29 protein-coding genes are annotated in these 25,612 nt (G+C 68.6%); 8 read left to right on the top strand and 21 right to left on the bottom strand.

What is annotated here, in order from left to right; genetic code table 11:
* Positions 1-178: 178 nt before the first annotated feature.
* Positions 179-1,864: an FAD-dependent oxidoreductase gene (locus tag IPV10_RS14860; RefSeq protein WP_207485101.1), complete on the bottom strand. Its 1,686-nt coding sequence runs from the start codon at positions 1,862-1,864 to the stop codon at positions 179-181.
* On the bottom strand, positions 1,861-2,013 hold the full coding sequence (locus IPV10_RS14855; protein ID WP_207485127.1) for a hypothetical protein: 153 nt from the start codon (positions 2,011-2,013) through the stop codon (positions 1,861-1,863). Before IPV10_RS14855 ends, IPV10_RS14860 begins: the two co-directional genes overlap by 4 nt.
* A 102-nt stretch (positions 2,014-2,115) precedes the next feature.
* Here IPV10_RS14855 and IPV10_RS14850 point away from each other — a divergent pair, with 102 nt between their 5' ends.
* Positions 2,116-2,385, top strand: a complete 270-nt coding sequence (locus IPV10_RS14850; protein WP_207485099.1) for a metal-sensitive transcriptional regulator — start codon at positions 2,116-2,118, stop codon at positions 2,383-2,385.
* Between the two features lie 21 nt (positions 2,386-2,406).
* On the opposite strand, the gene IPV10_RS14845 is transcribed toward IPV10_RS14850, so the two are convergent.
* Positions 2,407-2,550, bottom strand: a complete 144-nt coding sequence (locus IPV10_RS14845) for a hypothetical protein (RefSeq protein ID WP_207485097.1) — start codon at positions 2,548-2,550, stop codon at positions 2,407-2,409.
* A gap of 31 nt (positions 2,551-2,581) precedes the next feature.
* Positions 2,582-3,043, bottom strand: a complete 462-nt coding sequence (locus tag IPV10_RS14840; protein WP_207485095.1) for a MarR family winged helix-turn-helix transcriptional regulator — start codon at positions 3,041-3,043, stop codon at positions 2,582-2,584.
* Between the two features lie 126 nt (positions 3,044-3,169).
* Between IPV10_RS14840 and IPV10_RS14835 the strand changes: the two genes are divergently transcribed.
* Positions 3,170-3,592, top strand: coding sequence for an ester cyclase (locus tag IPV10_RS14835; protein WP_207485093.1), 423 nt, complete (start codon positions 3,170-3,172; stop codon positions 3,590-3,592).
* Between the two features lie 19 nt (positions 3,593-3,611).
* On the opposite strand, the gene IPV10_RS14830 is transcribed toward IPV10_RS14835, so the two are convergent.
* The 4 genes from IPV10_RS14830 to IPV10_RS14815 are packed head-to-tail and all read right to left on the bottom strand — an operon-like array spanning position 3,612 to position 7,591.
* Positions 3,612-4,928 carry an NAD(P)/FAD-dependent oxidoreductase gene (locus tag IPV10_RS14830; protein WP_207485091.1) on the bottom strand — a complete coding sequence of 439 codons (1,317 nt, stop codon included), beginning with the start codon at positions 4,926-4,928 and terminating at the stop codon, positions 3,612-3,614.
* 10 nt (positions 4,929-4,938) lie between these two features.
* Positions 4,939-5,274 (bottom strand): cupin domain-containing protein, encoded by a 336-nt coding sequence (locus tag IPV10_RS14825; RefSeq protein ID WP_207485090.1) that lies wholly within the window; start codon positions 5,272-5,274, stop codon positions 4,939-4,941.
* 24 nt (positions 5,275-5,298) lie between these two features.
* Positions 5,299-6,114: a MoaF C-terminal domain-containing protein gene (locus tag IPV10_RS14820; RefSeq protein WP_207485088.1), complete on the bottom strand. Its 816-nt coding sequence runs from the start codon at positions 6,112-6,114 to the stop codon at positions 5,299-5,301.
* A gap of 46 nt (positions 6,115-6,160) precedes the next feature.
* Positions 6,161-7,591, bottom strand: a complete 1,431-nt coding sequence (locus IPV10_RS14815; protein ID WP_207485086.1) for an APC family permease — start codon at positions 7,589-7,591, stop codon at positions 6,161-6,163.
* 117 nt (positions 7,592-7,708) lie between these two features.
* On the opposite strand from IPV10_RS14815, the gene IPV10_RS14810 reads away from it, so the two are divergent.
* Positions 7,709-8,317, top strand: coding sequence for a TetR/AcrR family transcriptional regulator (locus IPV10_RS14810; protein WP_207485084.1), 609 nt, complete (start codon positions 7,709-7,711; stop codon positions 8,315-8,317).
* Between the two features lie 53 nt (positions 8,318-8,370).
* Positions 8,371-8,667: a DUF503 domain-containing protein gene (locus IPV10_RS14805; protein WP_207485082.1), complete on the top strand. Its 297-nt coding sequence runs from the start codon at positions 8,371-8,373 to the stop codon at positions 8,665-8,667.
* Between the two features lie 21 nt (positions 8,668-8,688).
* Here IPV10_RS14805 and IPV10_RS14800 read toward each other — a convergent pair whose 3' ends face one another.
* Positions 8,689-9,006, bottom strand: a complete 318-nt coding sequence (locus tag IPV10_RS14800) for a metalloregulator ArsR/SmtB family transcription factor (protein WP_307861152.1) — start codon at positions 9,004-9,006, stop codon at positions 8,689-8,691.
* Complete coding sequence (locus IPV10_RS14795; RefSeq protein WP_242685029.1) at positions 9,003-9,503, bottom strand: SRPBCC family protein; 501 nt, start codon at positions 9,501-9,503, stop codon at positions 9,003-9,005. Before IPV10_RS14795 ends, IPV10_RS14800 begins: the two co-directional genes overlap by 4 nt.
* A 176-nt stretch (positions 9,504-9,679) precedes the next feature.
* Here IPV10_RS14795 and IPV10_RS14790 point away from each other — a divergent pair, with 176 nt between their 5' ends.
* Both IPV10_RS14790 and IPV10_RS14785 read left to right on the top strand, forming a co-directional pair.
* Positions 9,680-11,299 carry an SDR family oxidoreductase gene (locus IPV10_RS14790; RefSeq protein ID WP_207485078.1) on the top strand — a complete coding sequence of 540 codons (1,620 nt, stop codon included), beginning with the start codon at positions 9,680-9,682 and terminating at the stop codon, positions 11,297-11,299.
* A gap of 65 nt (positions 11,300-11,364) precedes the next feature.
* Positions 11,365-12,570 carry a Fic/DOC family N-terminal domain-containing protein gene (locus IPV10_RS14785; protein ID WP_307861151.1) on the top strand — a complete coding sequence of 402 codons (1,206 nt, stop codon included), beginning with the start codon at positions 11,365-11,367 and terminating at the stop codon, positions 12,568-12,570.
* A gap of 5 nt (positions 12,571-12,575) precedes the next feature.
* Here IPV10_RS14785 and IPV10_RS14780 read toward each other — a convergent pair whose 3' ends face one another.
* The 3 genes from IPV10_RS14780 to IPV10_RS14770 form a co-directional block, all read right to left on the bottom strand.
* Complete coding sequence (locus IPV10_RS14780) at positions 12,576-14,276, bottom strand: AarF/ABC1/UbiB kinase family protein (RefSeq protein ID WP_207485115.1); 1,701 nt, start codon at positions 14,274-14,276, stop codon at positions 12,576-12,578.
* A gap of 279 nt (positions 14,277-14,555) precedes the next feature.
* Entirely contained in the window at positions 14,556-15,152 is a 597-nt protein-coding gene (locus IPV10_RS14775; protein WP_207485076.1) for a PadR family transcriptional regulator, read from the bottom strand.
* A 70-nt stretch (positions 15,153-15,222) separates the two neighbouring features.
* Positions 15,223-15,711, bottom strand: a complete 489-nt coding sequence (locus IPV10_RS14770; RefSeq protein ID WP_207485074.1) for a hypothetical protein — start codon at positions 15,709-15,711, stop codon at positions 15,223-15,225.
* Positions 15,712-15,804: 93 nt separating this feature from the next.
* Between IPV10_RS14770 and IPV10_RS14765 the strand changes: the two genes are divergently transcribed.
* Both IPV10_RS14765 and IPV10_RS14760 read left to right on the top strand, forming a co-directional pair.
* Positions 15,805-16,293, top strand: coding sequence for a DUF2975 domain-containing protein (locus IPV10_RS14765; protein ID WP_207485072.1), 489 nt, complete (start codon positions 15,805-15,807; stop codon positions 16,291-16,293).
* The gene (locus IPV10_RS14760; RefSeq protein ID WP_207485070.1) at positions 16,294-16,506 is read left to right on the top strand and encodes a helix-turn-helix transcriptional regulator; all 213 of its coding nucleotides are present in this window, start codon (positions 16,294-16,296) and stop codon (positions 16,504-16,506) included. It abuts the gene before it with no gap.
* A gap of 237 nt (positions 16,507-16,743) precedes the next feature.
* On the opposite strand, the gene panB is transcribed toward IPV10_RS14760, so the two are convergent.
* The 8 genes from panB to IPV10_RS14720 all read right to left on the bottom strand — a co-directional run.
* Positions 16,744-17,613 (bottom strand): 3-methyl-2-oxobutanoate hydroxymethyltransferase, encoded by an 870-nt coding sequence (panB, locus tag IPV10_RS14755; RefSeq protein WP_207485068.1) that lies wholly within the window; start codon positions 17,611-17,613, stop codon positions 16,744-16,746.
* Entirely contained in the window at positions 17,610-17,993 is a 384-nt protein-coding gene (gene panD / locus IPV10_RS14750) for an aspartate 1-decarboxylase (protein WP_207485066.1), read from the bottom strand. The genes panB and panD overlap by 4 nt, the downstream gene beginning before the upstream one ends.
* Positions 17,993-18,844 (bottom strand): pantoate--beta-alanine ligase, encoded by an 852-nt coding sequence (panC, locus tag IPV10_RS14745; RefSeq protein WP_207485064.1) that lies wholly within the window; start codon positions 18,842-18,844, stop codon positions 17,993-17,995. The genes panD and panC overlap by 1 nt, the downstream gene beginning before the upstream one ends.
* Positions 18,841-19,614 (bottom strand): Rossmann-like and DUF2520 domain-containing protein, encoded by a 774-nt coding sequence (locus tag IPV10_RS14740; protein ID WP_242685028.1) that lies wholly within the window; start codon positions 19,612-19,614, stop codon positions 18,841-18,843. Before IPV10_RS14740 ends, panC begins: the two co-directional genes overlap by 4 nt.
* 115 nt (positions 19,615-19,729) lie before the next feature.
* Positions 19,730-20,887, bottom strand: coding sequence for a Wadjet anti-phage system protein JetD domain-containing protein (locus IPV10_RS14735; RefSeq protein ID WP_207485062.1), 1,158 nt, complete (start codon positions 20,885-20,887; stop codon positions 19,730-19,732).
* Positions 20,884-24,255 (bottom strand): ATP-binding protein, encoded by a 3,372-nt coding sequence (locus IPV10_RS14730; RefSeq protein WP_207485060.1) that lies wholly within the window; start codon positions 24,253-24,255, stop codon positions 20,884-20,886. Before IPV10_RS14730 ends, IPV10_RS14735 begins: the two co-directional genes overlap by 4 nt.
* Positions 24,252-24,845, bottom strand: coding sequence for a DUF4194 domain-containing protein (locus IPV10_RS14725; protein WP_242685027.1), 594 nt, complete (start codon positions 24,843-24,845; stop codon positions 24,252-24,254). The genes IPV10_RS14730 and IPV10_RS14725 overlap by 4 nt, the downstream gene beginning before the upstream one ends.
* Positions 24,846-24,861: 16 nt before the next feature.
* On the bottom strand, positions 24,862-25,612 hold a 751-nt coding region (locus IPV10_RS14720), incomplete at its 5' end, for a DUF3375 family protein (RefSeq protein ID WP_207485058.1).

Genomic DNA, 25,612 nt, shown 5'->3' with positions numbered 1-25,612 from the left:
CCGTCCACGCGTGACACCCCGCTCGTCATCGCGTCACACCACACGGCGTGCAACGCGGTAGGCGAGTCCCGAGACTGGGCGCCGTTCTACATCCTGTACTAGGGATCGAGCTGCTTCCCCTGCCGTCATCCTTCGCTCTGACTGGGCCCGGCCGCGCACCGCGACGCCTCCACGGACGTCACGCCCGGGACGCGGCCATGGCGCCGCTGCGTGCCCGCGAGACCTCCGCCGTGGAACCGTCGCGCCAGGTGCGGTAGCCGCCGTCGAGATTGCGAGCGTCGTGCCCGTGCTGGAGGAGCAACCGGGTGGCGATATGTCCGCGCAGGCCCACCTGACAATGCACGATGAGCGGACCCGCCGGCAGTTCGTGGAGATGCTCCCGCAGCTCGTCCAGAGGCATGTTGATCGCCCCCGGGATCGACCCGGCGGCGAACTCATCCGGAGTCCGGACATCGACGAGCAATGTCCCTGAGCCCCGTGCGGCGGCGAGCTCGTGCCACTGAACAGAGGGAGTCGTGCCCGTCCTGGTGTTCTCTGCGACATAGCCGGCGATGTTCACCGCATCTTTCGCCGAGCCGAACTGGGGCGCATAGGCGAGTTCGAGGTGAGCGAGTTCCGCGGCCGCGAGGCCCGCGTGCATCGCCGTCGCGATCACGTCGATCCGCTTGTCGACCCCGTCTCGTCCTATGACCTGGGCCCCGAGGATCCGATCGGATGCCGGATCGGCGAGCAGCTTGATCGACACAGTCTGGGCGCCGGGGAAGTAACCGGCGTGCGATCCGGGATGCACGTGCACGACGTAGAAATCGCGACCGGCGGCGGAGAGCTGCTTCTCGTTCCATCCGACCTTCGCAGCGGCCAGGCCGAACACCTCGACGATGCCCGTGCCGATCGCCGGCCGGACGGACTCCGCGCGTCCTGCGATCACGTCCGCGATCAGACGTCCGTGACGGTTGGCCAGGCCCGCCATCGTGATGATCGCCGCCTCGCCGCCGACGAGTTCAGTCTTCTCGGCACCGTCCCCGACCGCGAAGATGTGCGGGTCGCTGGTGCGGCAGTGCTCGTCGACACGGATGCCTCCGGTCTCCCCGAGCGCGATGCCCGCGTCCGCCGCAAGTCGCGTTTCAGGCACGACCCCGGATGCTTCGACGACGAGTTCCGCCGCGATCACGCTGCCGTCGCTCAGCTCGACGGCGCCTTCCCGCGTCGCGATCACCTCGACCCCGAGCCGCACATCGACGCCGCGGCTGCGCACCGCATCGAGCACGGGCGCCGCCATCTCGGGGTCGAGCGGCGACAGCAACTGCGCGTTGCGCTGCACGAGGGTTACCGTCGCCTCGCGCGCGACAAGGTTCTCGACGGCCTCGAGTCCTGTGTACCCGCCTCCGACCACGACCACCGGCACACCGGGTCGGGACACGGCGCCCTCGATCTCGACGGCATCCTCCACCGTACGGAGGCTGCGGACCGACGGACCGCCGGTCTGCTCACCGCGCTTCGGGCGCGCTCCGGCCGCGAGAACGAGCCTGTCGTAGGCCTCCATGCTCTTCGCACCGCTCTCCAGATCGACGACCTCGACCAGTCTGCGGGCGGTGTCGATGCGAGTCACCTCGTGTCGCACCCGCACGTCCAGGCGGAACCGGCGGTGCAGGGACTCCGGTGTCTGAAGCAGCAGCGAGTCCCGGTCGGCGATCACCCCACCGACGAAGTACGGCAGGCCGCAGTTGGCGTACGAGACCTCGGGGCCGCGCTCGAAGACGACGATGGTCGCGTCCTCCTCGAGACGCCGTAGACGCGTCGCTGCCGACATACCGCCGGCCACTCCACCGACGATGACGACTCTGAGCGACTTCGAGGAGCTCATCGCTGGAACAGCCTGGAGAGGAAGCCGCCCTGGTTCTGCGTCTTCTCGTGCCCTCCGCACCACTGGTCAGCGGGGACAGTGCCGCGCACGGATTCGACGTGCTGCCCGCATCCCGCCCAGGTCGTCTTGCCGCAGGTCCTGCAGCTCACCGCGCGACACATGATCACTCCATCCTTATACCCCCGCGGGTATCTCGATGGATACCCTATGGGGTATCATCGAGGTTGTCCAATCGAGCGGAAGAGGCGAGCATGACCAGCACCGACCCCGAAGTCCAGCGCAAGATCCTCAACCGACTGCGGCGTGCGCAGGGACAGCTCTCCGCAGTGATCGGTGCCGTCGAGCGCGAGGAGAACTGCCGCACCGTCGTCACCCAGCTCTCCGCCGTGAGCTCGGCACTCGATCGCGCGGGATTCCAGATCATCGCCACCGCGATGAAGGACTGCCTGAGCGAGTCGGACGCCGAAGGAGAAGCGATGCCCCTGAGCGAGCTCGAGAAGCTGTTCCTCTCGCTCGCGTGAGGCAACCGGCGACGAACGCGCTCAGACCCGTTCCGCGATCTCCTTGATCACAGCGAGGGGCCACGATGCGCCGAAAGAAGGACGAGCTTCTCCGACGATCGCCTCGATGACCGGGGCAGGCAGCTGGACGATCACGGCTTCGCCGCCGACCGCGCCCGATTCCATCTCGATGTGCGCATCGCATCGGGGTTCTCGATCATGAGGAGACCTTCTGCCCTCGGATCCCGCCATCGCTCTGCTGCAGGCCGGACTCGAGCACTTCCATCACGGGCATGAGAGCCGCGCGCGACTCCGCGTCCGGCAGCAGCCGCACGATCAGTGCGGCCACGGCTGTCGACGCATCCCTCTCGACCTCCTCGCCCTGCGCAGTCAACTCGATCAACGATGACCTCCGATCACCGGGATGGGGTCGTCGCCGAGCCAGCCCGGCGCGCTCCATGCGATCGACGAGCTTGCTCGCTGCGCCGACGGTGATCGAAAGTGCAGTACTGAGGTCATGGACTCGGCCTTCATGGCCGAAGCGCGCCAGCGTTCGGAGCGAGAGCAACGTGCTGAGAGAGGGCTTCCCGGCGCTCGCCAGTTCGCGATCGATCCGATTCCACAACCTCGTCTCGAAGCTCACGACCCTTTCGAGGAAGATCACTTCCGCTTCATCCACCGTTCCTCCTCCTGGTCTGCGATGCACTCGTAGAAATAAGATTCCTGGGAATATACTTCCCGGAGATCTAGTTCTTGATCCTATGCCGCACTCGGACGGCCGCGTAACCTCACAGATCGGATGCTCATGACCAATGACCTGCGTTCCACCATGGAGCGATTCCTCGAGTTCATCAACAGTGGCGACGCATCGATCGGACGCGAGGTGATCTCTCCGGATGCCGCGTTCCACGCGCCGTTCTCACCGGAGCCGTTGCGCGGCCTCGAGGGCTACCTGCAGATCCTCGCGATCATGCGCGGGGGGTTCCCGGATGTTCGGTGGAGCATCGAACAGCTCCTCGTCGAAGGAGACCAGGTGGCAGCCCGCTTCGAGCTCCGTGGAACACACGGAGGCGATTTCCTCGGCGTCGCACCCACCGGAAAGGAAGTGGCCGTCGGTGCGATCAACTTCTACCGGTTCGCTGACGGGTTGATCGTCGACGAGGTCGGCCAGCCGGATCTGCTGAGCCTGCTCGGCCAGATCGGCGCACTGCCGCCGACGCTCGGCTGAGAAGCCCGAGACCACCTCATCAAGGCCGGGGGACCACCTCGATCACTGCACCCTGCAGCACCCCGCGCGCCGCCGAGACCCCGCTCTCGATGGCGCCGTCGATGAAACCGCCCCACCCGTCGGCCACGTCGGAGCCGGCGAAGACGACCCGTCCGTGGGGTGCGCGCAGCGCGGGGAGCCCGCGACTGAGGTAGCCGGCGCGGTGCATCGGCCAGGTCTCTCCCGACAGCGGGTCGGCCGTCCAGTCGTGGCCGGCGACCTCGACGATGGTCAGGCCGGGCACCAGCCGGTCGACGGCCTGCTGCACGGCAGCCAGGTCGCCGCCGTCGATCGCACCGGCATCCGGTCCGAAGCCGATCACGATGGTGCGGCCGTCGACGTGATACTCCGACTGCAGGAAGTTCAGCGGCGCGTCGGCGTCGCCGAAGGCGACGAAATGCGGATGCTCGCCCTCGACCGAGAACCAGAGCTTCGTTCCGAGACCCACCTGTCCTCGGTCGACGGCGTGCGCCGCGTCGATCGGGAGCTCCGGATCGAAGCGGATGCGGGTGAGGGCGTGCAGCGGCGTGGTGACGATCACCGAGGCTGCGGTGACCGTGGAGCCGTCGCCGAGTTCGACGGCGACCTCGCCGGGGCGATCCGTGATCGATACCACGTCAGCATTCAGTCGGAGCTCGGCATCCGTGTCCGAGAGAATCGCTTCGGCGAGGGCTCGCGTTCCGCCGGCGATCTTGTAGCTCGCGCAGGCCTCGAACATCACCTGCCAGTCGCCGTTCGCCACGGCGAGCCAGCGCAGGGCCTGCGTGAATGCGGCGTCGTCGAGCCGTCCGTTGAAGTTCAGCGTCCAGAACGAGCGGAGAAGGGCGCTTCTCTCGTCGTCGAGACCGAGAGCGTCGAGCCTGTCGATCAGCAGGACGTCGTCGAGCTCTGCCCCCTGCTCCGAGCCGAGAGGCGAGAACGGCTGCGGGAACACCTCGCGCGCCACACGCCCGAGTTCGCGGTTCGGTGCATCGAGGAGGTCGAGGAGCGCATCGGGCTCGATCGGCGCGGGGCGCCCGCCCACCTGACGCCACGCCGTCACCGGCTCGGGGCTGGGCACCAGGCCGAGTCCGTACCGGTGCAGCTCCGCCCAGACGTAGGGCTGGGTCCAATGGACCCAGGTGCCGCCGAGTTCGATGTCGAGACCAAGGCGGCGGTCGAGCCACGTGCGTCCGCCGATGCGGTCCCTCGCCTCGAGGATGAGCACGCGCCTGCCGCTCCAGGTGAGCTCGCGTGCGGCGGCGAGACCGGCGAAGCCGGCCCCCACGACGATGACGTCGTAGTCCTGCGCTGTCATGGCCGGCCCTTCAGGAGTAGACGAAGAACTCGACGGTCGGTGCGAGCACGGTCCACACCGCCACCGTGTCCTTGTTGAACGTCGCGACCGAACCGGCGGTCAGCTCGAACGCGTCACCACCCTCCGGCTCGACGCGGAGATGCCCTTCGATGATGTGCACGGTCTCGTCGGCATGCCCGACCACCCGCATCGGCTCGGGAGCCTCTTCGGGGGTGATGAACCAGAAGCCGGACGAGAGCGACTCGCGCTCTCCCTCGCCGGGCCGGCGAGTCCACTGGACCGTCCCGGCCTCGAAGGGCTCGGCGGCGGAGCGGTCGTACTGGGCGGTGGTGATGAAGTTCGGCATCGTCGTTTCTTTCTCGTCCTGGAATCAGTCGTTCGGGTAGGTGGTGTGGTTCAGAATGGTGAAGCGGCTGTCGAAGGGGATGTGGACGACGCTCTGGGTCGAGTTCTCCCAGCAGAACATGCGGCCGATGGACCGCTTGGCATGAAGGTCGACGACGAGGAAGCTCTCCACGGGCATCACGCTCTCCTTCCAGTGGAAGATGACGATGCCGTCCGCCAGCTCGAAGGTCTTCGTCTCGTCGACGTCGGCGAGCCCGGCTTCGGCACCGGCGATGCAGTGCCAGACGAAGGTCCCGCCGTTGAGGTAGATGTGCTCGTATCGCTCGGTCTCGCTGTACCGGTAGTGGATGCGATTGCCGACGAGCGCGTCGCTGCTCGGTCGCGGTTCGATCTCGCCCATGCCCGCGATGCGCCCGGAGAGGAAGGCGGTCCGGGTGCGGCCGATGCCGCCTGTCATCGCGACATCGCTGTCGGCGGCGGTGACGCGGCCGTCGGCGAGATCGATCACCATGGTGATCGCGTGGGTGCCCGCCCCTGCACCCGTCAGCAGATCGACGAGCTGGATGCCCGGCCGGACTTCGACGGCGCGGTATGAGTGCGTGGAGGAATCCCCCGCGGCTTCCCCTTCCACGAGCGTGCGCGTGAGCTCGTCCGCCGTGCGGAACTCGTGCCGGATCGTGGTGCCGTCGTCGAAGCGGATGTCGATCGTGCGGCCGGCCAGAGCGTCGCTCGCGGGCAGGCTCGGCTCGCCGAAGCCGTCGATCATCGCGGAGACATCGGGCCAGTCATCCTGCGCCATGAAGCCTTGCGTGTGGGTCGTCGAGTGAGTGGAGATCTTCATTCCGTGGGTTCCTTTCAGATGAGTCGGATGCCGGGACGCGCGCGCGTCATGCGATCGCGACGACCCGGAAGTCGATGTCCTTGCGGAAGGTCGGGATCACGAACCCGATGGCGAAGGCGATCGGGATCAGCCAGAGCATCGCCTTCGCGACGGTGCCGTCGCCGAACAGGAGCACGTCGAAGTTCGACAGCGCGATCACCAGCACGGCTCCGTTCAGGAGCAGCGCGAGGGCTGGAGCGAACTTGGTGCTCCAGAACCCGGTCTCGAGGCGTTCGCGGATGAAGAACGCGAGGATGGCCACCGAGGCGAGGGTCATCATCGTGATGAAGCCGATGGTCCCCAGAGCGACGAACCAGGCGTAGATGACGACGATCGGGTCGGCGCCGGCGGCGAAGAAGATCGCGAGGACGATCACGCAGGCGGCGGCATCCGCCAGCGCGGCGACGTACGGCGCGCGCTTGACCGCCGACACCCGAGCGAAGATCTGCGGGAGCACTCGCGCGCGCCCCAGGGCGAAGCAGTACCGGGCGAACATGTTCTGCACGCCGATCAGCATCGCGAGGAAGCTCGTCAGCACCAGGATCTGCAGCACGAGCGAGAGCCACGGCCCGACGGCGCGCGAGGCGAGGTCGAAGATGACGCCGGACAGGTTGTCCGCCGAGGCCTGCTGGACGTTGCCTGCGCCGAGCCCGTAGCTCACGGCCCAGGTGGCGAGCGTGTAGTAGACGGCGACGAATCCGATGACGACGAACAGGGCGATGGGGATCGTCCGGCGCGGGTTCCTGGCCTCTTCGGCGAACACCGTCGTCGCCTCGAACGTCGTGAAGCAGGTGAACACGAACAGGCCCGCGACACCGACGCCGGGGTTGGCCAGAACGGCAGGACTGAAACTCTCGAGCGAAGGGTCCTGCCCGGGGAAGGCGATGAGGATGCCGACGATGAGCACCGCCACGACGATCACCTCGAGTGCGATGATCACTCCCAGGACGCGCATGTTGAGGTCGACGCCGCGGATGACGAGGACGGTCGTGATGGCGATCGCCAGCATCACCCACACCCAGACCGGCAGATCGAGTCCCGCGCTCGCTGCGAGCTGCTGCGCGAAGACGCCGAACTGGGCGACGAGTCCGATCTGCAGTGCCAGATAGGTGATGATGACGATGCCCGCCGAGCCGGTGGCCGCTCGCGAGCCGAGGCCGCGTGCGATGTAGGCGACGAACCCGCCGGCGTTGGTGATGTGGCGACTCATCTTCAGGTACCCGACCGCGAAGACGGCGATGATCGCGGCGACGACGAGGTAGACGGCCGGTGCGCCGCTGCCGACGATCGAGAAGACCACCGGGGCGGCGCCCACGAAGGCGGCCATGGGTGCCGCTGCGGCGATGACGAAGAACGCGACTCCGACCACGCCGAGACTGTTCCGTTTCAGAGCCGTGGTCTGCTCGGCGGGGGATTCGGTGGTGCGGGTTGATGCCATGGCGTTCTCCTTCGAACGAGGCGGGCGATGGAGCTATTTCAGCACTTGCTCAATTTGATATCAAGCATTTGCTTAAATTCGGCGCCACGCGACCGCCGGGAAAGGTAGGGTGCCTACATGGCCGGAGAACCAGGACGCATCAAGTACGGCAAGGGCCGCGAGGCGCTCATCGAGGCCGCCGTCCGCGTCGTCGCCCGCAACGGACTGCACGGAATGACGTTCCGCAAGGTCGCGGAGGATGCGGGAGTGAACAACTCCCTCGTCGCCCACCACTTCGGCTCGCTCTCAGCGCTGGCCTCCGCCGCGCTCGCCTGGTCGGCGACGACCGCGATCGACGACTCGCACCTCGCCCGGTTCCTCGACTCCGAAGAGGACTACAAGGCCGCACTGTGGTCCACGTTGAGCGACAGGAAAGAGCTTCACGTGTATCAGTTCGAGATGATCCTCGAGGCGGGGCGCGACGAAGGAGTGCGCGAGCAGATCATCGCGATGTACGACCGGTACACCGCGGAGATGTCACACAGCATGTTCGGCGACTCGGCGAGCGACGAAGACCAGGCGGTCGCTCGGGCCGTCTTCGCCGCGCTGGACGGGCTCGTGCTGCAGTTCGTGGGAGGAGCGATCGACCATGCGCAGTTCGACGCATCCGTCGGAGCGCTGTGGAGGCTCGCTGCCCTGGCGAGCACCTCCGCGGCCGGCCATCAGGTGCCGACGGGTCAGAAGTAGCACGCCGAGACAAGCACTTCACGGTTCAACCCGAGAGTGCCAGACTGACCCGCATGTGGATCGGATGGGTCGAGTTCGACGTGCTGCTGGGCGACGTGCACTCCCTGAAGGAGAAGCGCAGCGTGATCCGCCCGCTGGTGGCGGATCTGTCGCGACGAACGGAGGCCGCGGCCGCCGAGGTGGGCGCACAGGACCTGCATCGCCGCACCGCGATCGGAGTCTCGGTGGTCGGGGCGGATGCCGCGCACGTGCGTGACGTGCTCGACCGGGCGGAGCGGATGCTGGCGGAGGAGCATCCCGAGATCACGCTGCTGTCGACGCGGAGGGGCCTGCACTCCAGCGCGGACTGAAGGCGGGGCGGATCATTCGCCTCAGAGCCCCTCGGCGATCTCCTTGATCGCGGCGAGGCGGCGGTCCCACTCGCGGCCGATCGCGTCGAGCCTCTTCGCGGTGGCGGCGAGCTCGGCGCCGACGACGCGGAACCGCAGCTCGCGCCCGACGCGGACGGGCTCGACGAGCCCGACCTCCTGCAGTACGGCGAGATGCTTGGCGATGGCCTGCCGGGTGACCGGGAGGCGCCCGGCGAGGGCGGATGCCGAGGCATCCCCCTCACCGAGCGCCGTCAGGATGCTCCACCGCGTCTCGTCGGCGAGCGCCGAGAACATGGGGATCAGGGTGTCTGCTGTCACGCTTCGCCCCCGGCATCCGCTTCGCCTGCGCCTGCCTCCACGTACGCGACCAGCTTGTCGAGCTCGGAGTCCCAGCCGGTGCGGTGGTCCTCGAGGTTCGCGAGCGGCGCCGAGGTGCGCTCGAAGCCGGTCTCGATGACCGTGAGCTGCGTACCGCCGTCGACCGGCTCGAGCGTGAACGTGAAGACGGTGGAGGTACCCTCGTCGATCGCGTCGGGGCGCGAGTCCTGCGCGTCGTCATTGCCCCAGCGGAAGGCGACCAGGCGCGGCTCGTCGAGCGCATCGATGCGCAGCGGGATGGAGCCGTACTCGGGGAAGGTCATCGTGCCGGTCGCGCCGACGCCCGCGCCGTCGAGCACGGTCTGGCCGAACCAGCGGGAGATGTGGGCGGGGTCGGTGACGGCCTGCCAGACCTTGTCGACGGATGCCGCGATGCGGATCGTCCTCCGCACGGAGAACGTCTCCTCGTCGACGACGGAGGCGGGGTTTTCGGTCATGTTCACCATGATGGTTCCTTTCGGGGAGACTCGTCCGGTGGCCCGTTCGCCACCTGCAACCCCAGAATTGCACAGTGTCGGCCGCAGTGCAACCCCCGAGTTGCAATTCGCTGCACAGCGTTCGCGGGCACGCAACCCGGTGCGCGCATCCGCCGGGGTGCCTAGGCTCGATGACCATGACGGAGCTCACCCAGCCCACCGGCCGCGAAGAGGCGCTGCGCGCCACTGCTCGAGACGACGGCTCGGCGCCCAGGGCGCTCGTGCTCGGCGCCACCGGGTACATCGGAGGGCGACTGGTGCCGCGGCTGCTCAACGCCGGGTACCGGGTGCGGGTGCTGGCGCGGGACGCCGGACGCGCGGCATCCTTCCCGTGGGGGGCGGAATGCGACGTCGTCGAGGGCTCGGCCGACGATGCGGATGCCGTCGCCACCGCGATGGACGACGTCGACGTCGTGTACTACCTGATCCACTCGATGGGTGCCGGGAAGGGCTTCGAGGACGCCGACGAACGTGCGGCCCAGACCGTGGCGGACGCCGCGGCGCAGGCAGGCGTCGGCCGGATCGTCTACCTCGGCGGGTTGCATCCCTCCGATGCGAAGCTCTCGCCGCACCTGCGCTCGCGGGTGAAGGTCGGCGAGATCCTGCTCGCATCCGGCGTGCCGACGCTCGTGCTGCAGGCCGGGGTCGTGATCGGGTCGGGGTCGGCGTCGTTCGAGATGATCAGGCATCTGACCGAGGTGCTGCCGTACATGCCCGCGCCGAAGTGGGTGCGCAACCGCATCCAGCCGATCGCGATCAGGGATGTGCTGCACTATCTGCTCGGCGCTGCGCGGGTCGATCAGGGCGTGAATCGCGCGGTCGACATCGGCGGACCCGACGTGCTGCGCTACGGGCAGATGATGAACGGGTACGCGGTCGAGGCAGGGCTCCGCCAGCGTGCGATCGCCGCGCTCCCGGTGCTCACCCCCGAGCTCGCCTCGCACTGGGTGAACCTCGTGACGCCCGTGCCGCGGTCGATCGCGCGGCCGCTGGTCGCGTCGCTGCAGAACGAGTGCGTCGTGAAGGATCGCGCGGTCGACGAGATCATCCCGCGGCCCGCGGGCGGGCTCACACCGTACCGGCGCTCGGTGATGCTCGCGCTCGGCCGGGTGGACGCGGATGCCGTGGAGACGAGTTGGCAGGATGCCGAGGTCTCGGGCGCGCCGAGCGACCCGCTGCCGAGCGACCCGGACTGGGCGGGCCGCACGGTGTTCACGGACTCGCGAGCGGTCACCTCCGACGCGTCTGTGGACGAACTGTGGCGCGTGATCGTCGGCATCGGCGGCGAGAACGGGTGGTACTCGGCGCCGTTCCTGTGGGCGGTGCGCGGATGGCTCGACCGGCTCGTCGGCGGCGTGGGCCTGCGCCGCGGGCGACGCAGCCGCACGCGCGCGACCGTCGGTGACGCGATCGACTTCTGGCGGGTGGAGGCGGCCGAGGCGCCTGGCACGGATGCGGCGGGTGCTGATTCAGCCGGTCTCCTGCGCCTCCGGGCAGAGATGAAGGTGCCTGGCGAGGCGTGGCTCGAACTCCGCGCCATTCCGCTTGTTCAGGGTTCGCGGTACGAGCAGCGCGCGGTGTTCTTCCCGCGCGGGCTCTGGGGCCGGCTGTACTGGTTCGCGGTGCTGCCGTTCCACGGGTTCATCTTCGCCGGCATGGCCGCGCGCATCACCGGGGCGGCTGAGAAGACCGGGCTCGGCGACGAGGAGGTCGTGGCCGAGCAGGCCGCGCCGAGCGCGGTGCGAGACGTCGCGTAGGGGGCTTCCACTAAAGGAGCATCTGAGATCTCGAAATGATCCTGAAACCCGCCTAGAGTTACATTGTGAACCTCGAAATGTTCCAAAACGCCGGCATGGGATCGCTCGTGACCATCACGGGGATCGACCCGCAACTCGGAGCGTGGAGCCATCGCGCGTTCGTCCCTGAACCGTTGCGGAATGAGATGCCCGACCTGACAGCGAAGACTTTCCTCGCTGTCTCCGATGCCCGTGCCGCGCTGGCGGCCCTCGACAGCACATCTCGACAGTTGCCGAATCCGCAGTTGCTGCGACTGCCGACCCTCCGGCGAGAGGCCCAGAGCACTTCCGCGCTCGAGGGGACGTATGCTCCGCTCGCGGAGGTACTGACCGCCGACGAGAACAATGCGACCACCGCGGAACTCGTCGAAGTGCTGAACTACGTCCGCATGGCGAACATGGGGTTCGGGCAGGTTGCCTCCGGCCACTCGATCACCGTGTCCCTGCTCAGTGAACTGCAGGGCGTGCTGATGCGGGGAACGCCTTTGCACGCGGTTTCAGGGCGGATCCGCGACACTCAGGTCGTCATCGGCCGCCGCCCCGATGCCGACCCTCTCGGATTTCCCGCGCATGCGGCTCGCTTCATACCGTCTCCGCCCGGGCTCCAACTGGAGGCGAATCTTCGTGACCTCACAGACTGGATGCAGCAGAAGCACACGGGCTCGATCGACCCCGTGGTCGCCGCGGCGATGTCCCACTACCAGTTCGAGACCCTGCATCCGTTCCGAGACGGCAACGGGAGGCTGGGTCGGTTCCTGATCGTCTTGCACCTGCAGCTGACCGGCGTGCTGGAGGAGCCGACGTTGACGGTCTCGCCGTGGTTCGAAGCGCGGCGCTCGGAGTACTATGACCGCCTCTTCGCCGTCAGCGCACAGGGCGACTGGGACGGGTTCATCCGGTTCTTCGCCCGCGGCCTGCAAGCCGCGGCTGATCAGACCCGAATCCAGATGGTCGCCCTCGTGGGCGTGCAGTCCGAGCTCAAGGAACGAGTCCGTGCGTCCGCATTGCGCGCAGACTCGGCCCATGCCCTCGTCGACCTCGCTGTGGCCAACCCGTCCTTCAACGTGCGCAAGGTCGAATCCGACCTCAACCTGTCCTATCCGCGAGCGAACAAGCTGGTGGGGCAGCTCGTCGAGCTTGGCGTCCTTCAGCAGGTGTCGGGCAACACCTATGATCGGCGGTTCTTCGCACCGCGCGTGCTGCAGACGCTGACCGCCGACGGCCCGGCCTGAGTCGCTCAGCGCCGCCCGACCCCCGCGAACAGCGCGTACAGCAGGGGCAGCGCCGACGAGACGATCATCCCGGTGCCGAGCGGAGCGGCGGGGTCGAGCAGCAGCGCGCCGCCGATCAGCAGCCCTGCGAACAGCACCGCGGCGACGGCGCGGCGACCGACCCGCATGAGCGAGTCGAGGCGGCGCTCGAGCCGCGACGTGTCGAACGAGATGTTCCCCTCGTCCATGCGCGTGATGACGTCGTCGATGCGCTGCGGCAGCCGCCACGTGACGGCCGCGGTGGTCATCGCCTGCTTCGTGAACGCCTCGATCAGGTTGCCGCTCTCGTCACGGAGCAGCCGGGCGGCGTAGGGCTCGGCGGCATCCCACACGTTGAAGGCGGGGTTGAGTCCACTGCACATGCCCGAGGTCAGCGACACCGCGCGGATGAGCAGCAGCATGTTCTCGGGCAGCTGCAGCGGCAGCGAGCGGACCACGTCGCCGAACTCCGCGGCGAAGTCGCGGAACTCCCGCGGATCGACCTTGCTCAGCTCGGCGAAGCCCATGCCGCCGAAGCGGGCGAACAGCGCCGTGAGCGCCCGTTCGAGCTCGATCGTGTCGGCCGAGGGGAGCAGCACGCCGATCTGCTGGGCGGCGGCGACCAGCCCTCTGCTGTCGCGACCGGCGACCGCGATCAGCAGTGTCCGGAGTCCGTCGCGCAGGCTGTCGGGGACCTCGGCCATCATTCCGAAGTCGACGAAGGTGAGACGCCATCCCCGCTGCTGGGTCCCTGAGCCTGTCGAAGGGTCCAGTTCCTGCGGCGTGACGAAGATGTTCCCGGGGTGCGGGTCGGCGTGCACGAACGAGTGCGAGAAGACCTGGTCGAACATCACCTCGGCGAAGACGTCGGCGACCGCGGAGGGGTCGATGCCCGCGGCACGGAGGGCCGCCTTGTCGTTGATCTTGATCGCGGTGACGTCCGACAGCGTGAGCACGCGGCGGGTCGATCGCTCCCAGACGACCGCGGGAGTGTCGACGCGCGGGTCGTCGGCGAAGTTCTCGGCGAAGCGCTCGGCGCTCGCGGCCTCGTGCAGGTAGTCGATCTCCTGCAGGCTGGTGTTCGCGAACTCCTCGACGAGGCCGGGGGCGTCGACGCGGTCGGCGACGATGCGCACGCGGCGCAACCAGCCGGCCACCCGGCGAAGGGCGGCGAGGTCGACGTCGACGATCTCGTCGATGCCCGGCCGCTGCACCTTCACGACGACGTTCTCGAGTCCGGTGTCGGCCGCGTCGAGCGCGGAGAGCCGGGCCCGGTGGACCTGACCGAGGGATGCCGCCGCCACCGGAATCTCGTCGACCCAGGCATACGCGCGCTCGAGCGGCACCCCGAGCTCGGCCTCGGCGAGCGCCCGGATGGCGGCGAACGGCACGGCCGGAACCTCGTCCTGCAGCCCCTCGAGTTCGGCCGTGATCTCCGGCGGCAGCACGTCGAGGCGTGACGACATGAACTGCCCGACCTTGATCATCAGCCCGCCGAGGCCGACCGCGAGGCCGTGGAATCGCCGGGCGAAGCGCTGCATCCGCGCGGCGCGGGTGCGCTCGGAGAGCGAGCTCATCCCGAGGCGCGGCAGCACCAGTTCGAACCACCAGATCTTGATGAACTCGCGTGCCGCGAACAGCACGATGCGCCGGTATCGCGCACGGTTCGGAGCGGATGCCGCCGGCATGGCTCCCGCGGACGGCCGCCGCGGCGCCGCGATCCCCGGAACGGCGAGCGGCGGAGCGGCGGCCTGCATCGCGTCGCGGTCGCCGGGGGCGCCGTCCCCACCGGTCGTTGAGCGAGCGAAGCGAGACGAAACGCCCCGCCCCGCGCTGCTGTCCGAACCCGCGGCATCCGTCATCGCGCCATCACCATTCCAGTGGTCGTTGAGCGAGCGAAGCGAGACGAAACGCCCCTCCCCACGTTCGACCCCGGCCCTTCGAGCAGCCGGACCTGCGGCATCCGGTCAGTCCTGGGCGAGGATCGAGTACAGCCTACGACGCGCCTCGTCGAGCACCTCGATGGCCTGCTGCACCTGCTCGGGGCTGCCGCTGCGTCCCACCTGCGCGGCCGCGGCGGCGAGATCGACGCCTGCCTTCGGCAGGGCAGCGAAGCGCACGTTGTCGCGCGAGCCCTCGCGGTTCGACGACTCCCACGGAGCCGGGGCCTCGGCGGATTCGTCGGCGACGTCGCGGCCGGCATCCGTGAGCGAGTACGTCTTGCGCCCGTTCTGCTCCTCGGCCTCGATGAGTCCCTCGTCGGCGAGCAGCTGCAGAGTCGGGTAGACCGAGCCGGCGCTGGGCTTCCAGGACCCTCCGCTGCGCTCGGCGATCTCGTTGATGATCTGGTAACCGTGCATCGGGCGCTCGGCGAGGAGCGACAGCACCGCGGTGCGGACGTCGCCGCGCGCCATGCGCGAGCCGCCGCCTGGACGCGGCTCGAAGGTCTTGCGGAGCTGGTCCATGGCCTCGAAGATCGCGGATGCCGGGCCGCCGGGGCCGCCGAATCCGGAACCAGATCCGCCGAAGCCGGAGCCGCCGAAGGGGAAAGAGCTGTTGTTCATGATGACCTCCCGATAGTGGGCTAGCGATACTCAACGATATATCGTTCAGCCTGAACGTGCGCTCCGAATCTCAGCGGTCGATCGGGCCGTGGATCACTCCCCAGACCCCGCGCGACTCGTCGATCATCGCCGGAAGCGCCGCCCCGGGAGACTCGCGACCGGCGAGGACGCAGCGGTGGTCATGGCAGTGATGCTGCACGACAGGCGACCCGGCGACCGGAATCCGCAGCGTGAGCCGGAACCTGTCCAGGTCGTCGGTCGTGTCCTCGGCGAACACGACCGCCAACTCCGCGCGATGCCCCTCCGCGTGCAGGTGCACCGTCGCATCCTCGCTCGTTCCGGCACCGAACCAGAGGCCCACGCCGATGAGGACGACGAGCGCGCAGGCGAGCAGCGTCAGGACGATCGCCCACCATTCCGGCAGCAGGAAGCTCAGGACCGCTCCGGTGAGCCCGGCGAGCGCGAGACTCACACCGATGACCCTCTGGAAGGCCGCACCGCGACGCCCGATCAGGTCGACCTCGGTCCATTCCGAGAGCTCGCGCGAGACGTCCGGCATGGGAACACTCTAGGGCCGGCTGCGACCGCGGACACTTGCCTGATCGAACGATAAACGATAGATTCCTGTTGTTCTTCGATGAGGGGTGGGGCCATGAACAAAGCGACGATCGTCGTTCTCCAGGTCGTGATCGCGTTGGCACTGGCAGGTTCACTGGTCGTGCAGACCGTGATCATGCCGCTGGTCTGGATCGACCTCGAGGGCGAGCAGCTGTGGGGCCGCATCGCCCTGGTGTCCATCGCCGTGCTCGGGATCGTCACGATGCAGGTGTTCGCGGTGTGCGTGTGGATGCTGCTGAACAAGGTGCGCCGCGGATCGATCTTCTCCCCGGCATCCTTCCGCTGCGTCGACGTGATCATCGGCGCCATCGCGGCCGCCGCGGTGCTCGCGTTCGTGCTGGCCGTGCTGCTCGCGCCGGGTTCGACCGCGCCTGGCGTGGTCGCGCTGGTGTGCGGCGCGTCGCTGGTGCTCGGCGGCATGGCGCTGCTGGTCGTCGTGATGAAGGCGCTGCTCCGGCAGGCGATCGACCGCGATGTCGAGGCGAAGACGCTGCGCTCCGAGCTCGACGACGAGGTGATCTGAATGCCCGTCGTCGTCGACATCGACGTGATGATGGCCCGGCGCAAGATGAGCGTCGGCGAGCTGGCCGAGCGCATCGGCATCACTCCGACGAACCTCGCGGTGCTGAAGAACGGGCGCGCGAAGGCCGTGCGGTTCACCACGCTCGACGCACTCTGCGAGGTGCTCGAGTGCCAGCCCGGTGACCTGCTGCGGTGGGAGGCGGAGGGTTCCTGAGTGTTCCCGTCGCGGGCGGGTGCGGCCGCGGCCGCGGCGTGTGGCGGCTATGTCGCAGATTCACGACAAGGTCGCACGGATCCCCGGGATTCCTGCGACCTGAGCGCGAATCTGCGACCTGGCCACCCGGATCAGAGCGAGGTCAGGCAGGGATCAGGTCGGGATCAGGTCGGGATCAGCCCGGATCAGACCAGCACCAAACACGGACCAACCCAGGACCAGAGCGGATGCCGCGGCCTACCGCCCCGCGAGCAACTCCTGCAGCCGCGCGGCCTCAGCCTCCGGCATCCCGTACCCGTGCTCCGGCCCGGGGTACGCGCCCTCGCGCACCTCGTCGGCGTACGCGGCGACCCCGTCGACGGAGACCGTCCGCACATCGGCGTAGCGCTTGACGAACTTCGCGGCCGGGCCGTCGTAGATGCCGAGCAGGTCGTGGAACACGAGCACCTGGCCGTCGGCATCCGCTCCTGCTCCGATCCCGATCACGGGGATGTCGAGCAGGGGCATGAGCGCGGCGGTGACCTCCGAGGGCACGGCTTCGACGACGAGCAGCGAGCAGCCGGCGGCCTGCAGGGCAAGGGCGTCGTCGATCACGGCGAGCGCGGCCTCGGCCGTGCGGCCCTGCGCGCGGTAGCCGCCGAGGGCGGTGGCGGTCTGCGGGGTGAGCCCGACGTGTCCGACCACGGGGATGCCGGCGTCCACCAGTGCCTTGGCGCGGGCGACGGTCGTGCCGCCGCGCTCGATCTTCACGAGGTCGACGCCGGCCTCCTTGATGAAGCGCTGAGCGGTCGCGATGGCGACGGCATCCGATGCCTCGTACGACCCGAACGGCAGGTCGCCGACGAGCAGCGGGCGATCGAGTCCGCGCCGCACGGCCTTGGTGAGCATGAGCATCTCGTCGACGGTCACCGGCACGGTGCTGTCGTAGCCGAGCACGGTCATCGCGGCGGAGTCGCCGACCAGCACCATGTCGACGCCGGCGGCCTCGACGATCTGCGCGCTCGGGTGGTCGTAGGCGGTGACCATGACGATCGGCTCGCGGACAGCCTTCTTGGCGGCGAGGTCGCCGAGCGTGAGGCGCCGAGTCGGGGCGGCGTGCGCGCTCATGCCGTCACCAGCTCACCGACGGCCGCATCGACCTGGATGATCGCGTTCGCGCGGTCGACGTGCACGACGACGGGCTCGTAGTCGGCGAGGTCCTTGCGCGAGTATTCGGCGTAGGAGATGACGATGATCGTGTCGCCGGTGTGCACGAGGCGGGCGGCGGCGCCGTTGACCTGGATGACGCCGGATCCGCGTTCGCCGAGCAGCGTGTACGTGACGAAGCGGGCGCCGTTGTCGACGTCGACGACGTGCACCTGCTCGTGCGGGAGGATGTCGGCGGCCTCGAGCAGGTCGGGGTCGATCGTGATCGATCCGACGTAGTTGAGGTCGCTGCCGGTGATGGTGGCGCGGTGGATCTTCGACTTCAGCATGGTGCGTCGCATCAGCGGGCGCCTTTCAGTACGTGATTGTCGATCAGGCGGGCGGCCCCGACGCGGGCGGCGACGGCGAGGAGCGTGTCACGGTCGCCGGTCGTGACGCGTTCGAGGGTCTCGGCGTCGCGGAGTTCGAGGTATTCGGGGGCGATGCCGGCGTCGTCGAGGACCTCTCGCGCCGCGCGCACGATGCGGTCGGCAGCGCGCTCTCCGCTCTCATGCAGCGCCTGGGCGGCGTCGAGGGCGCGGTTGAGGGCGGCGGCCTGTTCGCGGGCGGCGGCGTCGAGGTAGACGTTGCGCGAGCTCATCGCGAGTCCGTCGGGTTCGCGTACGATCGGGCAGGCCTCGATGCGGACGTCGAGGTCAAGGTCGCGCACGACGCGGCGCACGACGAGCACCTGCTGTGCGTCCTTCTGGCCGAAGTAGGCGACATCGGGGCGGACGATGCCGAACAGCTTCGTGACGACGGTGGCGACGCCGTCGAAGTGGTGGGCGCCGCGGCTGGCGCCGTCGAGCACGTCGGTGAGGCCGGACACGTGAATGCTGGTGGCGAAGCCGTCGGGGTAGATCTCGGATGCCGCGGGGGCGAAGAGGATGTCGACGCCCTCCTGCACCGCCTGCCTGGCGTCGCTCTCCTCGTCGCGCGGGTAGCTGCTGAGGTCTTCGTTCGGCGCGAACTGGGTCGGGTTGACGAACAGCGAGACGACGACGAGGTCGTTGTGCGTGCGGGCCTGCCGCATGAGGGAGAGGTGCCCCTCGTGGAAGGCGCCCATGGTGGGGACGAGGCCGACGGTCTTGCCTGCCCCTCTTTCCTGCGTGATGGCCGCGCGCACCTCGGCGATCGTGCGGAGGATTCTCATGCGCGGTCCTTCAGTGCTCGGGTCGCGGCGGCGAGGGCGTCGAAGAGGTCTTTGTCGGGTGCGGCCGCGCGCTGGCGGGCGACGGTGGCTTCGTCGCCGCGGGCGATGGGTCCGGTGAGGGCGTTCTTCGCGCCGTCGTTCATCCAGTTCTCGACGGTCTGGCGGGCGAGCGGGGCGAGGAGCTCGCGGGGGTTGTCGATGCCGGCGGTGGTGGCGAGCTGCTCGGCGGCGTCGAGCACGGTGAGCACGAAGTTCGAGGCGAAGGATGCTGCCGCGTGATAGGTCGCGCGGTGGGCGTCGTCGACCTCGAACGGGCGGGCGCCGAGGGTGCGGGCGAGGTCGCGCGCGGTGTCGCGGACGTCGGGGGTGCGGCCGGCGATCGCGGCGCCGATTCCGTGGAAGACCTCGGGCTCTTCCTTACCGGAGAACGTCTGCAAGGGATGGATGCTGAAGTCGACGCCCTCGAGTCCGGTGGCGCCGGATACGTGGCCGATCAGCCGTGCGTGCGGGCGTGCTCGGGTCGCCGCGTCGGCGATCGCGGCATCGGGCACGCAGAGCAAGGCGATGTCGCTGTCGGGGATCTCGTCGTCGCGCCCGAGTGGTCCGCGCACGTCGAACTCGGCGGCGCGCAGCGCGCGGGCGAGCACGGTGCCGAGGCGACCGGTGCCGAGGCGGCCGGCGCCGAGGACGGCGATGGTCGCGTCGGGCGCGAGAGCAGAGGCAGGATTCATGGCGGATTCCGGATCGGAGAGGGGCAGATCGGATGCCATGAGTATCCGCCCGTGGCGGCATCCGCTCCAAATCAGCGAGCAGAACGCGCGTCACAGATGAGCTGTGTGTTGTCAGAATGTGCGCGAAGAGTCACTTAGCCTGTTCAGACTGCTCTCAGCTGGTATGTGCCCGGGCCAGGCGCTCGATCGCCCACGCCCAGTCGACCCGCTCCTGCTCCAGACGCACACGCTGACCGTGCCGATCGGTGACCAACACCGCGTAGACGTCGGCATCAGCGGCCTCGAGGTGGCCGAGCGCCACATTCGTCGGCTTGGCCTCGGCGCCCCAACGTGCGCGGTGCGTGAGGAGCGTGTCGAGATCCATCAGCACCGAGCGGGCCTGCGGCAGGCGTGAGCGCACTCGATTCAGGATCGCGAAGCCGTGCGTGTCGATGTCGCCCCAATACGTCACCGGAACGTCCTTGAGCCACCGCAGCGACGCAGGATTCGAGGCGTCATACCCTTTCCCCCACAGCACGACGCCGTTCTCGGGAACGGGCGCGGCCAGATACGTCGCCTCGTTCTCGATGATCAGCGCACGGTCGACCGAAGCCTGCACCCGATCGAGCTCGTCGAGGCGGAAGACCGCCTCGGTGAAGCCCTCGGGAAACCCGAACACCTCGGGATCAAAGCGCATGCGGACGGTCGCCGGTCGTACCGCGAAGCCGAGCGTGGTCGCGAACGCGTCGGCACCGGCGGGCACTCCGAAGAAGCCGGCGAGTACCCCGCGGTGCCTCTCGATGAGCTTGGTGTCGACTCCTCCCGCGGTGACCTCCCTCAAGAACCGGCCTCTGCCGCGTTCGCTGCTGATCCAGTCGAACGCCGCCAGGATGCCCGCCCAGTCCGCACCTGCCGCGAGCGCCTGGTGCGGATGCCGGAGCATCCATTCCCTCCCCTGCTCCGGGCTCTGCGTGAACTGCTCGGCGAAGCGCGCGACCTCCTGGTGCACTCCGAGGAGCGCCCACGCCTGCTGCGGCTCGTTGAGTACGGCACGTACCGGCACCCTCGTCCTGCCGATGTGCCGACCTCCTATCTCGCCGAACGCGATCGAGAAGTGTGCGCCGTCGCGGGACGATCGGATCAGGTCGGCCGACCACCGGCGCGCCTGATCCACGTGATCCCCCAGATCGGATGCCGTCGGCCCCTTCAGCGGCACCTCGATCGGCACGAACTCGCCGCCGACCGCGGCGCGCAGCAGAGAACCGTCCACCCACCGTCGCCGCACACGCTCAGCGATGTCGGCGGGTGTCGTCCACCGGAGAGCTCCGGTCACGGCGCGCTCCGGCGACGCTCGTGGTACTCCTCGATCGTGAGCGTGTGCACGCGTGACCGCGCACCTGTCGGATTGTCGACGAACCCGATCGAGTTGATGAACGGCTCGATGACGTGCACCTTCTGCAGCGGCGTGACGATCAGGAGCTGCAGGCCGAGTCTGCCGAACAGCTCAAGCGCGTAGCGTGTCGATTCGTCGGAGCCGCGACCGAATGCCTCGTCGATGACGGCGAAGCGGAAATCGCGCGCCTTCTGCACGCCCCATTCGAGTCCGAACTGGTAGGCGAGGGACGCCGCGAGGATCGTGTAGGCGAGCTTCTCCTTCTGCCCGCCTGACTTGCCGTCCGAGTCGGTGTAGTGCTCGAACTCCTCGCCGGTCTCGCGGTCCTGTTCGGAGGCGGCGAAGAGGTACCAGTTGCGGACGTCTGTCACGAATCGCGTCCAGGCGCGGTCGCGATCGGTGTGCGCCTCCCTGCCGCGGAACCGCTCGATGATGGCACGCACCTGCGCGAACCGACGCTCGGCGTCGCCCGCTTCAGGGTCGACGAGATCGCTGGTCGCGGCACGGAGGTCGGCACGGAAGTCCTTGATCTCCTGGTTCACTGTGGGATCCGCGATGATGCGGATCACGCGCCCGGGGCGGTAGTCGATGGCCCCGAGCGCTTCGTTGATGCGATCGACGCGGGCGTGGATCTCGTCGGCCTGCCGTCGCAGCCAGTTGTGGAACCCCGCGAGCTCGGTGACCGCGTTGGTGTTCAGCTGGTGGCGGAACTCGGATTCGAACCGAGGCAGGTCGTCGGCCTGCACTCGCCGGTGCAGCTCACGGTATGCACCCAGCGCGCCGACATCGGCGTCGTGCTCGGCGCGCAGCTCAGGCCAGTTCTTGAGCATCTCGTGCATCTTCGCCTGCACGCTCGTGATGTGCCCATTGATCTCGCGCTGCACCGCGTCGCTGAGGCGCGCGATCTCGTCGGTCAACCGCTTGCGCAGCGTCTCGAGGCCATCCAGGGTGCGGCGCGATCGCTTGTCTGCAAGGAGGGAATCCAGAGACGGGTAGTGTTCGCGCGCGGCATCCAGCTCGGCCGCAGTGCGGTCGTCGAGAAGGCGCTGCTCCCGCTGAGTGCGTTCGAGGAGCCTCGCAGCCTCCCCGTCGAGGTCGCCGAGTGCGCGCGCGCCGGACTCGAGATCCGCATCGAGCTGCGCGGTCTGCTCGTCGACGCGTCGGAGCGACGCTTCGATCTGCTCGAGCTTGCTCGACCCGGCGACCAGCCGCGAGCGCTCATCGTGCAGCCCCGTGATCTCGGCCTGGGTCGTTGCGGTGTCGACGTCACTCCAGCGCGTAACATCGTCGAGCGCATCGAGCGCCCGCAGTCGCGACTGCTGGGCATTCTCCTGCCGCTGGAGCGCCGCCAGCGATTCGAGAACCGACCCGGCTTCGCGGTCATAGTCGTCGGCTTCTGCACGCAGCGCCGCGAGCTTGCGTTCGCTCGTGCGCCCGAGCACCCAGTTGCGCGGGTCGTCGATGCGGTAGCGGTCATCCTTCTCGTGGCGGTCGCCGTCTCGCACGAGTCCCGAGCGAGTGACGGCGCGGTCGACATCGCGCAGCTGCGCGGTCGATTCCACAAGCAGGTGCTCGCCACGGCGCTGCAGTTCGAGCGTGAGGAAGGCGGCGAAGCTTCCCGGTTCGATCTCGAGGATGTCACGCAGTCGCAGCGCGCTGTCGGCGCGCGAAGGCACCGCGCGCACCTGGCGCTCGGGCACCCGCAGGTAGCGCAGCCGGGCGCCGAGATGGGTGTCGTTCACCCAGCGTGACACCGCGGGGTAGTCGGCCTGGGCGACGAGCATGATCGTGGCGAATCCGCCGAGCACGCGCTCTGCAGCGCCACGCCACGCCTCGTGATGCGCGGCGACGTCGATGAGCTCCCCGGCGAACGGCACCTGCGTCTCATCGAGTCCGAGGTCGGCGCACAGCCGATCCCGCACGGTGAGAAGCTTGCCGTCGAGATTGCTGCGCCGCTTCTGCAGTTCTCCGATCTGCTCGGTCGTGCGTGCAAGAGCGGCCTCGAGCTCGAATCGTCGGCGCCCGAGCGGCTCCTGCTGCGCTGCGATCTCTGCCCGTGCGGCATCCGCCTCCCGACGCGCGCCGGCAGCATCCGCGCGGCGTGCGTCGAACTGGGCGGCATCCTCTGCGCGATCGAGTCCCGCGTCCTCCAGCCTGGAGAGGTACCGCACGCGCACCTCGGTGCGACGCTCGAGTTCGGCGTCGAGCCGGATCAGGTCGCGATCGATCTCGACGAGCCGGTCTCCCCCCGCTCCGGCCCGCTCGGCGATCAGCCGGTCGCGCTCGGGACCCAGCGACTGACGTGCCGCGCGCAGCCGTTCCTGCTCCAAGGTCGCCGCCGACCTCTTCCGGTCGACGCGCCCGCTCTCCTCGTGCAGCGCCACGAGCATCGCCTCAGCGACGTACGGGTCGACCGCCGCGCGCGAGGCTGCCAGCTCGTCCCTTCGGCCGATGGCGGCGTCATACCTGTCTCCGGCCTCGACGAGCGGATCGAGAACCGCCAGCTGCGCGGTCGCGCGCTGAACGGATTCGTGTGCGCGGGTGAGGTTCTCGAAGTGCTCGATGATCGCACGCACCCGCTCGGCGGCATCCTCCTCCTCGAGCATGTGATTGCGGACGAAGTCGGTGAGGTTGCCGACCGACTTCATCGAGACGGTCTGGTGGAACAGGTCCATCGCCTGCTCGGATCGGATGCCGAGGAGCCGGCGCATCCGACGGGCGTAGTCGGGGAAGGTGTTGTCGATCTCGGCGCCCTGCTGCCGCAGACGTTTGCGCAGCGCTGTCAGCTCGGAGCCGAAGTCGGTGAAGTCCGGATCGACGGCGAGGTCGCGAGGGGCCGTGACGAAGAACCGGTCAGGCTGGCCCGCGCGGTCTTTCTGGTGGAACACCTGGGCAAGCGTCACGGTCTCGTCATAGGCCTGATTGCGGAAGGAGCCGAGGATCACCGAGAAGGTGGTGTGGTCGCGCAGCCCGACCGGACGCGAGGCTCCGGTCTGCTCGTTGCGCTCGGACTTGTAGTGCCCTTCGACGTAACTGCGGAGGTTGCGCTCCTTCGCGTCGGCGCCGGCCGCCTTGTTGTAGGCGATGCGGTGTGCAGGCAGCAGGAGCGTGCTGATCGCATCGACGAGGGTCGATTTGCCGGAGCCGATGTCGCCGGTCAGCAGAGCCGTGCGGCCGTCGAGCTCGAGATCCCACACCTGCCGGTCGAAGGTGCCCCAGTTGAAGACCTCGACTCGGTGCAGGCGGTAGCCGGGCTGCGCATCGCCGCCGGCATCGACTTCGAGTGCGGAGAAGAGCGCATCGCTCATTCGGCATCCTTCCCGGTGAGGTCGCGGGCGTACTCCGTGAGACGTGCCTCGAAATCTCCCAGCGTCTGCGCGTCGACATAAGCCTTGAGCACGCGCTTCACCTCCCAGGCGTCCGCCTGCCCGCGCAGCTCCTGCACGAAGCCGAGGTCTTTGAGTTGACGGATCGCGCTTCCGACGCGGTCCTGCGAGCGCGCCTCGTTCGTCGACTCGGCGGAGAAGACGCTGAGCAGGTCGGCGATCTGCTCCTGTGCCAGCACGAGGCGACCCTCGCCGCCCGTCGCCTCGAACTCGGCGAGACGCCGGCGCAGCAGCACCGCGAGCAGACTGGCCTGGTACGTGAGGGCGCGGCGACGGATCAGCCTCGGCAGTGGCTCCTCGCCCTCGGCATCCTCCTGCGCCCGCAGATAGGCGAAACCCTCGACGTCGTCGATCACGACGTCGACGGCGATGTCGCCGAAGTGCTCACGCACCGCCGCACCGTGGCGTTCGAGCGCAGCCCAGACGGTCTCGTCACGCTCGCGGTACACCACACCGCGCATCAATGCGATCACTGCGGATGCCGTGGCATGTTCTTCCGGCGTTCTCATCATTCGGCTTCCCTGGCTCTCACGAGCGCTTGATCGTCACATGCGGGATCGTCATGCGACGATCCACGCCATCGAGTCCCTCATAGACCACCGACATCGACCGTTCGGCATCGATCTCCAGCTCCAGATCGTCGTGGGAGTCCAGTCCGAGATAGGCGATCACCTCCGCCGCACCGTCGGCGACCGGGTAGAGCGAAAGGATCTCGCTGAGCTCGGCCGCGCTGCGCGGGGGGACGACGGCACGGATGTTCTCCGCGAGGCGCTCGACGTCGACGTGCCGTTGTCGCAGAAGCGCCTCCAGGTCGAGCGGCCCGTCATCGGCCGGGCCGAGCAGACTGCTCACCGCGGTGTCCGCTCGCACCTGATGCAGCGGTCGCTCGAACGGCATCGCAATCGGGATGCCGGGCTCATCGAGCTCGAGTCCCTGATCGGGCGGATCGTTGCGGACGGCGATCGCGGCGGCCTCGATGGCGCGGGCGAGGTCGAGCACGCGGCGGTTCTCGAACCACACCCGATCATCGAGGAATCGGCGCAGCTGTTCCGACAGCATCCGCACCGTCGCCTGGGTCCGCTCCGCGGCCCCAGCCCAGTCGTGGTGGAGCAGGCGCATGCGGCGATCCGCCTCGACCGCCGTCATCTCGCTCACCGCGGCGAGAAGCGTGGAGAGCTCGTCCTGACGCTGCTCGGAGAGGAGGAAGTCGTAGAACGCCTGAAAGCTGCGTCCTTGCTCGGAAGAGGCGATATCGGCTCGGTCGCCGACCAACTCTCCG

The organism is Microbacterium sp. SD291 (assembly GCF_017355365.1).
Taxonomy (GTDB): domain Bacteria; phylum Actinomycetota; class Actinomycetes; order Actinomycetales; family Microbacteriaceae; genus Microbacterium.
The sequence above is the reverse complement of the archived record's forward strand: the minus strand, read 5'-3'. Positions and strand labels throughout refer to the sequence as shown.

Bases quoted from the DNA above. Each gene is read 5' to 3' on its own strand.
- IPV10_RS14860 (WP_207485101.1), bottom strand. From the start codon at position 1,864: ATGAGCTCCTCGAAGTCGCTCAGAGTCGTCATCGTCGGTGGAGTGGCC.
- IPV10_RS14850 (WP_207485099.1), top strand. From the start codon at position 2,116: ATGACCAGCACCGACCCCGAAGTCCAGCGCAAGATCCTCAACCGACTG.
- IPV10_RS14845 (WP_207485097.1), bottom strand. From the start codon at position 2,550: ATGGAATCGGGCGCGGTCGGCGGCGAAGCCGTGATCGTCCAGCTGCCT.
- IPV10_RS14835 (WP_207485093.1), top strand. From the start codon at position 3,170: ATGACCAATGACCTGCGTTCCACCATGGAGCGATTCCTCGAGTTCATC.
- IPV10_RS14830 (WP_207485091.1), bottom strand. From the start codon at position 4,928: ATGACAGCGCAGGACTACGACGTCATCGTCGTGGGGGCCGGCTTCGCC.
- IPV10_RS14825 (WP_207485090.1), bottom strand. From the start codon at position 5,274: ATGCCGAACTTCATCACCACCGCCCAGTACGACCGCTCCGCCGCCGAG.
- IPV10_RS14820 (WP_207485088.1), bottom strand. From the start codon at position 6,114: ATGAAGATCTCCACTCACTCGACGACCCACACGCAAGGCTTCATGGCG.
- IPV10_RS14815 (WP_207485086.1), bottom strand. From the start codon at position 7,591: ATGGCATCAACCCGCACCACCGAATCCCCCGCCGAGCAGACCACGGCT.
- IPV10_RS14810 (WP_207485084.1), top strand. From the start codon at position 7,709: ATGGCCGGAGAACCAGGACGCATCAAGTACGGCAAGGGCCGCGAGGCG.
- IPV10_RS14805 (WP_207485082.1), top strand. From the start codon at position 8,371: ATGTGGATCGGATGGGTCGAGTTCGACGTGCTGCTGGGCGACGTGCAC.
- IPV10_RS14795 (WP_242685029.1), bottom strand. From the start codon at position 9,503: ATGACCGAAAACCCCGCCTCCGTCGTCGACGAGGAGACGTTCTCCGTG.
- IPV10_RS14790 (WP_207485078.1), top strand. From the start codon at position 9,680: ATGACGGAGCTCACCCAGCCCACCGGCCGCGAAGAGGCGCTGCGCGCC.
- IPV10_RS14780 (WP_207485115.1), bottom strand. From the start codon at position 14,276: ATGCCGGCGGCATCCGCTCCGAACCGTGCGCGATACCGGCGCATCGTG.
- IPV10_RS14775 (WP_207485076.1), bottom strand. From the start codon at position 15,152: ATGAACAACAGCTCTTTCCCCTTCGGCGGCTCCGGCTTCGGCGGATCT.
- IPV10_RS14770 (WP_207485074.1), bottom strand. From the start codon at position 15,711: ATGCCGGACGTCTCGCGCGAGCTCTCGGAATGGACCGAGGTCGACCTG.
- IPV10_RS14765 (WP_207485072.1), top strand. From the start codon at position 15,805: ATGAACAAAGCGACGATCGTCGTTCTCCAGGTCGTGATCGCGTTGGCA.
- IPV10_RS14760 (WP_207485070.1), top strand. From the start codon at position 16,294: ATGCCCGTCGTCGTCGACATCGACGTGATGATGGCCCGGCGCAAGATG.
- panB (WP_207485068.1), bottom strand. From the start codon at position 17,613: ATGAGCGCGCACGCCGCCCCGACTCGGCGCCTCACGCTCGGCGACCTC.
- panD (WP_207485066.1), bottom strand. From the start codon at position 17,993: ATGCGACGCACCATGCTGAAGTCGAAGATCCACCGCGCCACCATCACC.
- panC (WP_207485064.1), bottom strand. From the start codon at position 18,844: ATGAGAATCCTCCGCACGATCGCCGAGGTGCGCGCGGCCATCACGCAG.
- IPV10_RS14740 (WP_242685028.1), bottom strand. From the start codon at position 19,614: ATGGCATCCGATCTGCCCCTCTCCGATCCGGAATCCGCCATGAATCCT.
- IPV10_RS14730 (WP_207485060.1), bottom strand. From the start codon at position 24,255: ATGAGCGATGCGCTCTTCTCCGCACTCGAAGTCGATGCCGGCGGCGAT.
- IPV10_RS14725 (WP_242685027.1), bottom strand. From the start codon at position 24,845: ATGATGAGAACGCCGGAAGAACATGCCACGGCATCCGCAGTGATCGCA.